Genomic DNA, 13,213 nt, shown 5'->3' on the forward strand with positions numbered 1-13,213 from the left:
GCTGGGTCAGGAAAAGGGATTGGTTCAAGAAAAAAAACAATCATCGCGAGTGGTAAGTGATATCTTTAGTGGCAAAAGCGATCGCTCTGTTGCGCCACAATAATGCCTATTTCTCTAAGGTCTAAGCGTTTTTCCCTGGCACTGGTGACAGTTCTTGTCTCTGTCTCCGTGTCTTGGTGCGACAAAGCACCCGCAGCATTTGTACAGCCCGTCCGAAGCAAACGGGGGATGGTTGTCTCGGCTCACCGACTGGCGAGTGACGCGGGGTTGACTATGTTACGCAAGGGAGGCAATGCAGTCGATGCAGCCGTGGCAACTGCTTTTGCCATTTCCGTTGTCGAGCCTTTTTCGGCTGGGATCGGCGGCGGGGGTTTTGCGCTGGTGCGCTTGGAGAAAACTGGCGAAATCAAGGCGCTTGACTTTCGCGAACGCGCCCCCCTGAAGGCAACGCGGGATATGTACCTGGATGCAGCGGGGAAAGTGCGTCCCAATGCCAGTGTCAATGGATATTTGTCAGTAGCAGTGCCCGGAACGGTGGCGGGACTGTACGAACTCCATCGCCAGTATGGCAAACTTCCCTGGAAAGAAACGATCGCACCGGCGATTCGTTTTGCCAACGAAGGCTCTACGATCAACCCTACCTCGCGTTTTGCCCAAGTTGCTGGAAACCGCAAGGATGCCATTCTCAATAATCCCGCAGCCCGACAAATTTTTGCGCCGAACGGCACTTTGTTTGCACCGGGAGAGAAACTGGTACAAAAAGATTTAGCCAAAACCTTACAAGCGATCGCCCTCAATCCTCAAGACTTTTATACTGGCGACATTGCCCGCGCGATCGCGAGCGATATGGCAAAAAATGGGGGTTTGATTTCCCTTGAAGATTTAAAATCTTACAAAACGACTTGGCGTGCCCCCGTCTGCGGCAATTTCCGCGCTGCTCGGATTTGCTCGATGCCGCCGCCTTCGTCGGGAGGCGTTCACCTGCTGCAAATCTTAAATATTATTGGGGAAACTGACTTAAAATCCAAAGGATGGCACCACCCAGACTCCCTGCATTTGATGGTGGAAGCAATGCGGATTGCTTATGCGGATCGGGCTGTACATTTGGGCGATCCGGATTTTGTGAAAGTTCCGGTTAATGCCTTGATTAATCCGGCATACGCCGCTAAAAGACGCCAGGAAATTAGTTTGGAACGGGCGCGATCTTCCACTGAGGTAAAGGCAGGGAATCAGGAGACGCTACAGGGCTTTGCCAATCCCAAGGAATCCCAAGATACGTCTCATTTAACGGTAGTCGATGAGGAGCGCAATACTGTCAGCCTCACGTTTACGATTAACTACGGCTTTGGATCGGGTGTGGTGGTGCCGGGAACGGGGATTCTGCTAAATGACGAGATGGACGATTTTGCCGCTGCGCCGGGAGTTCCCAACGTTTTTGGATTAGTGGGCGGTGAAGCGAATGCGATCGCTCCGGGTAAAATTCCCCTCTCCAGTATGACCCCAACGATCGTCACTGAAAATGGCAAGCTGCGGATGGCTGTCGGTGCCCCTGGGGGTAGCACGATCATTACTACCGTGATGCAAGTTGTCCTCAACGTCCTAGAATACGGCAGGGATGCCGGTGCCGCCGTTTCAGCCCCCCGCATCCATCATCAATGGCTTCCGGACAAGCTCAACGTGGAACCTTACGGCTTAGACGCCGCCACGCTTGCAGAACTGAGCCGTCGAGGGCACAAAATCGAAGAGCGATCGCCTTGGGGAAATGCGAACGCGATCGTCGTGACCCCTGAAGGCTTATTAGAAGGCGCTGCCGATCCTCGCGGCGAAGGTGCCCCAAGCGGTTATTAGAGAGGACTGAGGACTGAGGGCTGAGGACTGAGGACTGAGGACTGAGGACTGAGGACTGAGGGCTGAGAGAAAAAGAGTGAGGGCTGAGAGAAAAAGAGTGAGGGCTGAGGAGTCAGGGAAGAGGGCTCAGGGAAGAGGATTGATTTCAACCGCCCTCAGCTAGATGTGAGAAGCTTTCCTTAAAGAGCGGGAGTGTCAATTGTTATTGCCCAAAAATTGCACTAAAGGTTGAAAAGTTGAGACGAGTTCGGGACGACTCACGACTAAAGTCGGGAAAGAAATACTGCCATAATTTACTCCTTTTTGCAAAGGAAACACGGGTTTTGAATTTAGCGGTATCCAAACCCCACCCGCCGCCTGCAAAATTGCCCAGACTGCTGCAATATCCCAAACTTTGGGGGTAGATTCAACACCACCCAAGCTGGTACCGGAAGCAACTGCCAGGAAATTGTAGGTAGTGACGCCCAGCATCCGGATTTTGCAGGGGAAAGGTTTCTGCAAGATAGAGGTACTTCTGGCACACACGCAGAAAAAGTGACTATTACTAGGATCGTCTGGGCTAGTGTGAATGGGACGATTATTTAAAAAAGCACCATTGTCACCGCCTTCACCATGCCAAAAGCCGTGAAAAGATTGTCTGGTGGGGGGAAAATACACGTACCCGAATACCGGAGTGCCTTGATACAGCAACCCCATTGAAATTCCCCAGATCGGGATTCCCCGCGTAAAATTGGTGGTGCCATCAACCGGATCGATGACCCAGCACCATTCGGAACCGAAAAAGGTATGTTCTGCCTCTTCACTCAAAACATCGTGGCTGGGGAATGTGCGCGCGATCGCTTCTCGAATTTCTCGATCAGCCCACTTATCTGCCTGCGTTACCAAACTCCCATCTGCTTTATGTTCTGCCTGGATCTGTCCAAAATCTTGCAGCAGTTGCTCACCGAGTCTAACAGTCGTCTCTTGTGCAAAGCTGAGAACCTTCTCCCAAAAATCTGTCATCTGCGTTCGTGGTTCGGGGTTGATGGCTAATGGCAATACAATTCACCATTAGCGATGATCTATTCGCAATTCGTTAGTCTAATTCACCTTCCAGGACAGTTGCGATCGCATTTTTGGCATCTGTGCGAAATTCTGCCACATTTACTCGACTGAGGAACCAAACCGCTAGCACCATTCCCACGGCTTGCAGTGCAAATACCAATCCATAGGAGAGTACGGGGCTAGTAAATAGCTTTCTCCCCACATCCAAAACAGCACCCCCTGTCACGGTTGCTAGTGCCCGTGCCATTGCCTGCGCCAATCCCCAAGCACCGATAAACGTACCTGCCGTTTCCGCTGCTGTCAGATCCAGCATTAAGCTAATCGCGCCGGTGGTTGTGACACCAGAGGCAAGACCAAACAAGAATAACGCACCCTGCAATAACTTTTGATTTTGGCTAAATCCTGACAGGATAATCAAGACAAAACAAGCCGCTACTAACAGACAGCCTAGCTTAGCTGTTTTTTGCTTGCCTAGGCGAGGCACAATTAAAAAGCCAGTGCTGCTAATTCCAATCAGGGTTCCCAATCCCCAATAGGCATTCAGTCTGGTTGTTTCCGAAACTTGCATTCGGAAAACCTCGCCTCCATAAGGTTCTAAGACTGCTTCCTGCATAAATAAACTAATCGTCATCACCAGCAAAAACGTGAAAAAGATTCCCGTTTGCCGGTTAGCGGTTAACACTCGCAATGCCTTACCCAAGGTAATGCTATCTTCTCGCTCGACTAAAGTGGAACGAGAGGTATAGCGGGAATATTTTTTCTCGACGCCCACCGTCGCCAGCAATGCCAGACCCACCACGGTCGCCGGTACAATCATAAACAAGCGGTCGATCGAGGCTTGCAATGCTGATAGGGGTGCGTCTGTGCCGACTTGCTTGAGCAAACTGCTGCCGAGAATTGCCCCGATAACAATTCCCACCATCAACATAGACCAGACAATCCCGACGAGTTTAGAACGATTATCTTCATCGGAAACATCCACCAACATCGCGGCAAAGGGAGTCGAACTCATACTCAGCGCCACGCCATAAAACACGAACACAAGTGCCAGCAAACCAGTCCAGCCGTAGGTTTGGGTTGTCCACGACCAACCCCCAGCAGCTTGCACCACATTGCCCAGACGCCACATAACTTGTACGGCGAGGAAGGATGCGATCGCAAACAGTGTTGCACCTATCCACACATAACCCGTGCGGTGATACCCCAATATCGGCTTTGCATCCGACATTTGCCCAAACCACACTCGCACTGGGGCAACAAACTGGTGCATCGCCAAGGCACCCGCTGCAATTGTGGCAGGAATTGCTAACTCCCCAATCATGACTCTGTTGAGGATGCCCAGCGCCAAAACGGACATCATCCCCAATCCCATCTGAAATAAGCCGAGTCGGAACATGGTGAATAAATTCACCTTGGGAGGAAATGACTCGCGGGGTTTCGAGTCTTCTGGTTGCAAATTTGATATATCACCTGTTGCCATCTTTTTTTAAAAGCAAATGAAAGCATCTTTTGCTGTTTTCATTTCACCATACTCATCTGCGACTGTCTGCGACGTTAAACTGAAAAATATAAAGTTTTGTAAAGAGTAGAAATTTTGAGCCTACAAACGATTACTTTAGGACGCGATGGTCCCACAGTCACCCAACTCGGTATCGGCACTTGGGCTTGGGGGGACAAGCTGTTTTGGAATTATGGCAGCGATTACGGGGAAGCCCAACTACGAGAAGCCTTTGAAGCCACGCTAAATTCCGGCATTACCTTTTTTGATACTGCTGAGATTTATGGGTTCGGAGAGTCAGAGTCACTTTTGGGAAAGTTCATGCAAGAAACTGGATGTCCTGCCCAAATTGCTACTAAATACGGCCCTGCCCCTTGGCGATTCACGGCTCAATCGGTCTCAGATGCTTTAACAGAAAGTTTAAAACGTCTGCGGGTTGAGCAAGTCGCCCTCTATCAGGTGCATTGGCCTTTTACCTTTTTGATGAGTCAAGAGACGCTGATGAATGCTCTAGCCGATGAGGTGAAGCGAGGCAGAATTGCGACAGTCGGCGTCAGCAATTATTCAGCCGAACAAATGAAAGAAGCCCACCAACTGCTGGCAGCCAGGGGTGTGCCTTTAGCGGTGAACCAAGTACGCTATTCTCTGCTAACTCGACAAATCGAAACCAACGGCATTCTAGACACAGCGCGTCAACTGGGGGTGACAATCCTGGCTTACAGCCCTCTTGCACAAGGGTTACTCACTGGTAAGTACACCGTTGAGAAGTACCAGGAACCGACGGGTGCCCGCAGATTTGACTCTCGCTTCAGCCGCAGCGGCTTAGAGAAAATCTCCCCAGTGACATCCTTGCTGAGTCAGTTAGGGGAAAAGTATCAAAAAACCCCCGCTCAGGTTGCCCTCAATTGGTTAATCGCTCAGAACGATGTGATTGCGATTCCAGGCGCAAAGACAGCCGAACAGGCGCGGCAGAATGCCGGGGCGCTCGGTTGGGAATTGAGCAGCGAGGAAGTTGCCCAATTGGAACAGGTGAGTCGTCCTTGGCAAAATTAAACCGATTTTAAATTTGGTTCGCAATCGAGGCGGTGCCTCGATTGTGTCCATTATTGAAGGAACGACGCGAGCCGTATTCGACCCGTAGGCGCAGCCTGCATCCGCCAGAGCGACAAAGGTAGCAGTACCGACCTAACTTCTACAGAACACAGCATTTTTTTAGCCAATTAGAAAAGCGACACATAAAATTTAACTTAGTTACCACTTCAGGCTAAAATTACTGGATGGTGTGAGTACACAGAAATATCTGTTTAGCTGATGTCCACTCGTTCATCTACACTGACCCGTCCGCAAGACTCTGTTGGCAATTCCGAGCCGCTGAGCAATCTTTTGACAGCCCCAACTGGTGAAAAGCATCTGAAGCCTGTGACCAAAGCTGTCTATCAAGCCGACCAGCAAGTTAAGTTCCTGCATTTGCAGGCGGAAGTTGAAATTCTCTTGCAACAGCTGCAAACAATCAAACAGCAGCGGTTAGCATCGGATCGCGAGATGGCGGCGACACCCAGCACCGCTAACCCGTAAGGTTCGTAGGAAGAGGCTTTTATCCCTAGAAATGCTGTTTGTAACTCTATCGGCAACTCTTCGGTGCTAGCTTCGTTTGCCCGAAGTTATAAATCATTCGCCGATCAAAAATACTGCCTGCCACAAATCTGTATCGGGCAGTATTTTTGTGCGCGTATAAACGCACTGCACTCAACGAAAACCACGAGAACTTTAATCTCTGCATGACATCGACCATCCCAGCAACGATCCCGAACTCGGATGCAACCACTGACAGCCTGCACCTAAGAGACATTTTGAGAAGTCTACCGCGTGAGGTTTTTACCAAGAATCGCCGCAAAGCTTGGCTCACAGCGCTGATTAACGTTTTAATGGTTGGCTTGGGCTACTGGGGTTTAGCGATCGCTCCCTGGTTTCTTTTACCTCCCCTCTGGATTTTTATCGGCACAGGGTTGACTGGTTTTTTTGTGATTGGTCATGACTGCGGACACCGCTCCTTTGCCAATCGGCGCTGGGTGAACGATCTCGTGGGGCATTTATTCATGCTGCCGCTAATTTATCCTTTCCACAGTTGGCGGATTCTGCACAATTACCATCATGCTCACACCAATAAACTGAATGAAGACAACGCTTGGGAACCCTTTCAACCAGAGTTTTATAACAGTTTAGGAAGCTTGGGACAGTGGGGCTATCGCTTACTGCGGGGTCGATTTTGGTGGGTGGCTTCGATTGTCCACTGGGGTGCTATGCATTTTAGTTGGTGGCAATTTAAAGGTAAAGACCGCCAGAAAGTGAAATTATCGGCGCTAGTCGTGTTGGGATTTGCCAGTGTAGCCTTCCCCTTATTAATTACCACACTCGGCATCTGGGGGTTTGTCAAATTTTGGCTTCTACCCTGGCTGGTGTACCACTTCTGGATGAGTACCTTTACCTTAGTTCACCATACAGCGCCGGAAATTCCCTTCACCCCCGCCGACGAGTGGAATCAAGCTCAAGCGCAACTCTTTGGAACCGTCCATTGCGATTATCCACGCTGGGTGGAATTTCTCTGCCACGACATCAACGTTCACATTCCCCACCATATTTCTACCGCAATTCCTTCCTATAACTTGCGACTAGCTCATCGCAGTATCCAAGAAAAGTGGGGAGACTCAATTCGTGAATGTCGCTTCTCTTGGTCTTTGATGAAGCAGATTACAGATGAATGTCACCTGTACAATCCCGAAGACTCTTACTACCAGTCTTTTGAGGACTACCACTTTGGGCGATAGGCTAGCAGCTCCAAAATAATCAGGTATACACTCTTTCAAGCACCCTTGACTTTTTAGGAATGGGGTGTTTTTTTTGGCAAAAGGGTATTTTTAGGTGACGGATCAACTGCACGCCGGTCGAGATGTACCCACCACTCCGGAATTTCATCTGCACGAAAAATTTCACGAGTTTGGTTAGGCGGCGTGCCTGGAAAACCCAAATTTGCAGTAACAGATAATTTGGACAACTTGAGCAATAAACTTTTCCTAGTTTGGTTCTCCACCTAGCGTTTATAGCTTGGGGCAAGGGTGCTTAGATAGAAAGTAATCCCTATTCCCACAGGAATAATCTCGATTAATAGCAAGATAAAGGCAGAACTAGCTAAACACAAAAATGGTATCTTTTGCGCTGGGGATGAAACATCTTCATCAGTTTGCCTTTGCTGCGGGTGAGTGAGGCTACCGTTACCAACCACTGCTCAACCAACTCCAAGAATTAGAAATTAATCGCTATTGCTCAGTTGCTGCCATGTCGCTTGATAGTCTTACTCCTATTACTTCGTAGACTTTTACCGTCCTTCTTACCACATCCTGGTCATCAAATTCACGTAACACCTTCTCTCTCCCGGCGTCCCCCATTGCTTTGCACAGATCTGGATCTTTCAGGAGTACCTCAATGGCATTAGCCAGCAGCCGAGCATTTTTAACTGGAACCAGAAAGCCATTTTCGCCAGGAATAACCACCTCTCGACAGCCAGGGACATCCGTTGCTACCAGTGGTTTCCCCATCGCAGCTGCTTCTAGTAAAATCCGAGGCACACCTTCCCGGTAGGAAGGAAGCACAACAACGGTTGATAGGGCGATCGGGTTTTCCATCTTCTCTACATACCCTAGAAGGTCAACCGCTCCTTCCCTGCGCCACTGCTCCAAGGTCGTCTCAGAAATTGAAGATGGATTTCCGGTGTCTGGGACACCTGCTATTTGAAAGGTCGCGCAGACTCCTTTTGTTTTGAGGATGCGGGCAGCTTCAACGTATTCAATCAGACCCTTATCAACTAGCAGCCTAGCGGCGAACAACACAACCGGAGCAGGTGGAGCATCAGGGTGACTAGGACGTGGTGAAAAGCGCTTCAAGTCAACACCAGAGCTTCTGATTAGTACCGTCCGGTCCGGAACGATCAACTTTCGGTCTGCAAAAGCTTGCAGATCATCCATATTCTGGAACACAACCCTCACTCTACGAGCAGTCAATATCTGCCGATACAGAAACCGGATAATAGGTTGTAAAATACGAGCCTTCCACTCGGTGCTAATAAAGATGTAGCCCAAGCCGGTTACAGCATTCACAACTGCTCTCGTTCTACTGAGCTTTGCACCAATCGTTCCGTACAGAACGCATTTAATTGTAAAGTGATGGACAGCGGAGGGCTTCTCACGAAGGTAAATGTATGTTAAGTGAGCAATGGTTAAGAGTTCTACTAGAGGGTTGATACTCCGCCGACTCAGCCGCAGTTGAATCCAACGAAACCCTTCTGCTTCCAGCCTTTCGACGTAGGCATCCCAAGGGGAAACTAAAACGACTTCGATTCCCTGAAGACGCAAAAATCTAGCTAGAGGCAGACGGAAGTTATAAAGATACCAGCCCGTATTAGCAACTAGCAAAATTTTCAGGCGATTTTTGTTTTCCACACAACTTAATCTCACCCTAGTTTTATCAATTAGTTTATATGCAGGTATGGAAATATATAAACTTGATAGTGAAACCAATACTAATAAGGTTGTCTATAAGTCAATTCGCCCAGCTTATATCTGGTCTTGGTAGTGGCTCTCTTGAGAGCTAACAATCTTAGGGAAAAACAGGGTTCTATCGATTCATTCCCAGTTGAATGCTTCGCCACTACAAGATAATTAGCGCCTTACAGATATACTCTAAAGACTCCAATAATGGATAGTGGATGGTAATGTAGCAGGGTCAAGAACCGATTTGACATCCATTAATACTCCACCTGAGCGCAGACAAGTGAGTAGTTGAGCGCTGGGCATGTCTAGGTAGACTTGATGACTGACTGCAAGGATCAGTCCCTCCAGATCGGATAAGGCTTGCCAAGGGACAAGGTCAATGTTGTAGTAGCGCTGTGCTTCATCGGGATCGACCAAGGGGTCATGTACGAGTGGCTCTACACCAAATTGTTGCAGCTCTGCCACAATATCTGGCACTCGGCTATTGCGAAGGTCTGGCACATTTTCCTTAAACGTTAGCCCTAGAATCCCAATTCGCGACCCTTTGATGGGCAGATTAGCCTGAACTAAAAGCTTGACTAGGCGCTGTCCTAGGTATGTACCCATGCTGTCGTTGATACGGCGACCGGCTAGGATGACTTGAGGATGATACCCCAGCTCTTCTGCTTTAGTCGTCAGGTAATAAGGATCGACCCCAATGCAATGACCCCCGACGAGTCCAGGTGTGAAGGGCAAAAAATTCCATTTGGTTTTGGCTGTTGCCAAAACATCCCAGGTACGGATGCCTAGGCGATCGCAAATTAAGGCTAACTCGTTCATCAAGGCAATGTTCAAGTCTCGTTGAGTGTTCTCGATGACTTTGGCTGCCTCGGCTATTTTGATGGAAGGGGCGCGGTAAACGCCTGCGTCAATGATGCTGCCGTAGACATTGGCAACCCGTTCCAGGGTTTCGGCATCCTCCCCAGCTACGACTTTGACCAGGTTTTCTAGGGTGTGAACGCGATCGCCAGGATTGATCCGCTCTGGTGAGTAACCTAGCTTAAAATCTATACCTTGCTGTAAGCCTGATACCTTTGCTAAGACCGGCCCACAAATATCTTCTGTTACTCCCGGATACACAGTGGATTCGTATACGATTACTGCTCCTGGTTGTAGCACTTTGCCAATTGTTTCAGAAGCTTGGATCAGGCAGGTTAAGTCCGGTCGGTGGTTGCGATCGATTGGCGTTGGTACGGCGACTACAAAAAAATTTGCTTCGGCGAGGTTGGCGATCGCGGTGGATATCTGGAGATTGGAGGTTTTTAAGTCATCATTGCTGACTTGACGCGCAGGATCGATGCCCTGCATGAGGATATTGACTTTCTCAACATTACTATCAAAGCCAATTGTGCCGGGGAACTTTTTGGCAAACGCCAAGGCAACAGGTAAACCAACATAACCAAGACCGATGACGGCAATGCGATTTGTTTGCCTAAACGCTTTGCGATCGCTCATGATACTTGCTTCTCTTTGATGTTTAGAACCGGGTCGGTCTGCCTTTAGTCATCTAACCATGCCTGGAACATTAGGACAGCCCATAGACAATATTGCCAGCTTGCGATCGCCCGATAGATGCTTCTTCTGTTTCTGACCAATGGGTTGAGGATTGAAACAACCCTAATGCTGCGATCGCTGTTCTCAAAGCAATGCTTCTCACCAGTGGCACACAGAACTCTGGCAACCGGCATTTAATCGAGATACCAAAGCCCATTTTGGTTTCCTCAATCAAGTTCCGAGGCATATACTTACATAAAACTTGCGGCAAAAGTTATGTACCCTAACTTTTTTTAATTTTAATTGTCAGTGGCACGCACTTAGCAAATTCCATAACTACAAAGCTAACAATTTATATTAGCGACTCAGAAATCTTTTAGAAAATGTTTCATTCCTACACCATTTATCCCATCCTAGTATTACCAACTAATTTCTATTCCACGTTTTGAAATATTTTAATTTGCTAGCCGTTCTAATACCAAACTACAGTACCTTTGATATACACCTTACTTGGCGTATTCAGCTTGATACCTATAGATTATAATCAATCATTTGTTGTAGCTTTCAAGCAATGCTCCTGCTTCATAAGAGGGTATACGCACTTTTTACGTCAGTAGTTTCAAAGGCAAGTTTAAGTAGTAGAGATTTACACGATGAAGCCTTAATTCCTTGTCGTGAGTCCTGTGGTACAATTCCACAACCGAATACCGCCATTATACCTTCTGGTATATGGTAGGCTGTGCCCGCCTCGACTTGATGCATTGTAATGCCTGCTGATTCCCAACTTAAATCAATACTTTCTCCATTTTTATTCTTATAAATAAATTTTTTTAATTTAATGTCTATAGCAGGAGGCGTTCTAATAGTAATACTAAGGCTACTAGTGATTTCTTCAACCTTGAATAGTGGCTTCCCACTCATAGAGTAACAGTTATTCAACTTTTGAATGAGATGGTATCTTACTTCTGGGTCGGGAATTTCTACAGCAATCTGCGGCACCATTGCCAGAAGTTGCTTGTAATCTGTTTTTTGTAAGCCAAATACACCCATAAATTTGGGGATATCTGAAATTGCCGATGAAAACCCTTGATATTCATCCCGATGAATTGCGGCTTGCCCCATACTGGTGGCAAAGACTAAAGTTATTTCTGGATTTACTTTGCACAATTGCATGGCATCAGCCAATATTTTGTCAAGTACTTCAAGAGCGAAAATCATGGTAGCCGCATGGATCTTGGGTTGAGTGAGGTAGCGATCGCCAAATTCTTCAGGAAAAATATGGTGCCAGTAGCGGTGCATTACACTAGCCACATGATTCGTAAAAAATGTAGAAAATGCGGGTGGGTTATGGGCGTTATAGAGAGATTTGAATATATCCCATAAAAGGATAGTCTGGAAAGTTGATCGACGTGCAACACGTGGTGGGTCAATCCATTCCATACAAAGCTGCTTGGCGATTTGTATGATGGTACTCCTGGAAATACCAAGTTTAGGTAGAGAGGCTAATAAACCTGATAAATCTTTAGAAATTACTCCATCTTTTTTGATGGCACGACCGTTTTTGGCAACTTGCCCCAGGTTAAATTTTTGGAAAGGCTCAATATATCTGGGAATACACCTCTCGTCGCGAGCAAAAGTATCGGGAATGTAGAAGCCACCCTCACCGGGATCGCTAGGAGGCCAACTTTGTAAAGAACCACAGATACCAATACTCAGACCAAGTTCGCGAAAGTCCTCCCAGAGTGGTTTACCTTTGAAAGTACGGGGATCTTGCCCTAAATTTTTGATTCCATGCTCTTGATTACTCATACCCCGATAAAATGAAGGCCAAGTAACCCAAGGGGAAAGTTCACCGCTATCAACTGCTAACGTAGTATAGGTTTTGGCGTTGTCAAAAAACTTTCTGATATGAGGAAAGCGTGGGTCAGTTTTGAATCTATCGATAAGCTGCCACGGAACTTCATTTATTTCCAATAACAGAATTTTGCGGAGTGGTCTAACTAGATTAGACATTTATAACCTCCAATAGTTGATTTTTGGTAGCAGAGAAACTGGAGCAATTACTGACTTGACATCTATCAATTTTTGATAATGAATGGAGATAAAGAGTGTCAAGCATCTAACCAGGCTTGGAACATGAGGACATCCCAAAGATAGTGTTGCCAGTTGCGATCGCCCACAATATGCTCCTTCCATTTCTGACGAATGGGTTGAGGATTGAAATAGCCCTCCCGCTGCAATCGCTCTGTAGAAAGCAATTCCTCCGCCCAGTCTCGTAAAGAACCCCGCAACCAGCGATCTATCGGAACGCCAAAACCCATTTTAGGACGCTCAATCAAGTTACGAGGTACATATTTACACAATATTTCTCGTAACAGCCACTTCCCCCCGCTCTTGTTGATTTTCATGGAAAGTGGCAGGCGCAGGGCAAACTCGACAAGGTGGCGCTCTAACAGCGGCACGCGAGCTTCTAAAGCCACTCCCATACTAGCCCTGTCTACCTTGACAAGAATATCGTCCGGAAGATAGGTGACAGTATCGAGATACATCATTCGCTGCATAAATGATGGTAGGTTCGCCCATTGTTGGCGATCGCTCAATACTGTCGGTGGTTCGCGGCTACCTATTACCAAAACTTCTGGGTTTTTCCAGTGGGAAAGAAAACTCCTGTAGATGGCTTCAGGGTTCGGCATTGCCAAAATTTCAGCTAGCTTGTGGATTTTGTCGCCTGGGTTCGGATGCTGTA

At 47.6% G+C, this 13,213-nt stretch carries 12 protein-coding genes; 4 read left to right on the plus strand and 8 right to left on the minus strand.

Features of this window, described 5'->3' with window-relative positions; genetic code table 11:
- The first annotated feature begins 102 nt into the window (after positions 1-102).
- Complete coding sequence (ggt, locus tag NDA06_RS11770) at positions 103-1,848, plus strand: gamma-glutamyltransferase (protein ID WP_348251730.1); 1,746 nt, start codon at positions 103-105, stop codon at positions 1,846-1,848.
- A 195-nt stretch (positions 1,849-2,043) separates the two neighbouring features.
- Here ggt and NDA06_RS11775 read toward each other — a convergent pair whose 3' ends face one another.
- Positions 2,044-2,850 carry an inositol monophosphatase family protein gene (locus tag NDA06_RS11775; RefSeq protein ID WP_190986623.1) on the minus strand — a complete coding sequence of 269 codons (807 nt, stop codon included), beginning with the start codon at positions 2,848-2,850 and terminating at the stop codon, positions 2,044-2,046.
- 73 nt (positions 2,851-2,923) lie between these two features.
- Complete coding sequence (locus tag NDA06_RS11780; protein ID WP_190986622.1) at positions 2,924-4,372, minus strand: BCD family MFS transporter; 1,449 nt, start codon at positions 4,370-4,372, stop codon at positions 2,924-2,926.
- A gap of 114 nt (positions 4,373-4,486) precedes the next feature.
- Here NDA06_RS11780 and NDA06_RS11785 point away from each other — a divergent pair, with 114 nt between their 5' ends.
- The 3 genes from NDA06_RS11785 (at position 4,487) to NDA06_RS11795 (ending at position 7,215) form a co-directional block, all read left to right on the plus strand.
- A complete protein-coding gene (locus NDA06_RS11785) occupies positions 4,487-5,443 on the plus strand; it encodes an aldo/keto reductase (protein ID WP_190986621.1) in 957 nt (318 codons plus the stop codon).
- A 258-nt stretch (positions 5,444-5,701) separates the two neighbouring features.
- Entirely contained in the window at positions 5,702-5,965 is a 264-nt protein-coding gene (locus NDA06_RS11790; RefSeq protein WP_190416083.1) for a hypothetical protein, read from the plus strand.
- Positions 5,966-6,168: 203 nt separating this feature from the next.
- Complete coding sequence (locus NDA06_RS11795; RefSeq protein WP_190986620.1) at positions 6,169-7,215, plus strand: fatty acid desaturase; 1,047 nt, start codon at positions 6,169-6,171, stop codon at positions 7,213-7,215.
- Between the two features lie 53 nt (positions 7,216-7,268).
- Here the strand turns inward: NDA06_RS11795 and NDA06_RS11800 are convergent, their stop codons facing one another.
- From NDA06_RS11800 to NDA06_RS11825, 6 genes are all read right to left on the minus strand, one after another.
- Positions 7,269-7,442, minus strand: coding sequence for a hypothetical protein (locus NDA06_RS11800; RefSeq protein WP_190416085.1), 174 nt, complete (start codon positions 7,440-7,442; stop codon positions 7,269-7,271).
- 262 nt (positions 7,443-7,704) lie between these two features.
- Complete coding sequence (locus NDA06_RS11805; protein ID WP_190416086.1) at positions 7,705-8,883, minus strand: glycosyltransferase family 4 protein; 1,179 nt, start codon at positions 8,881-8,883, stop codon at positions 7,705-7,707.
- A gap of 240 nt (positions 8,884-9,123) precedes the next feature.
- Positions 9,124-10,428: a nucleotide sugar dehydrogenase gene (locus NDA06_RS11810; RefSeq protein ID WP_190986619.1), complete on the minus strand. Its 1,305-nt coding sequence runs from the start codon at positions 10,426-10,428 to the stop codon at positions 9,124-9,126.
- 70 nt (positions 10,429-10,498) lie between these two features.
- Positions 10,499-10,684: a hypothetical protein gene (locus tag NDA06_RS11815; RefSeq protein WP_190430300.1), complete on the minus strand. Its 186-nt coding sequence runs from the start codon at positions 10,682-10,684 to the stop codon at positions 10,499-10,501.
- Positions 10,685-11,049: 365 nt separating this feature from the next.
- Positions 11,050-12,480, minus strand: coding sequence for a hypothetical protein (locus NDA06_RS11820; RefSeq protein ID WP_190986617.1), 1,431 nt, complete (start codon positions 12,478-12,480; stop codon positions 11,050-11,052).
- Between the two features lie 98 nt (positions 12,481-12,578).
- On the minus strand, positions 12,579-13,213 hold a 635-nt coding region (locus NDA06_RS11825; protein WP_348251731.1), incomplete at its 5' end, for an asparagine synthase C-terminal domain-containing protein.

This window comes from Trichocoleus sp. ST-U1, assembly GCF_039961835.1.
Taxonomy (GTDB): Bacteria; Cyanobacteriota; Cyanobacteriia; order Cyanobacteriales; family FACHB-T130; genus FACHB-T130.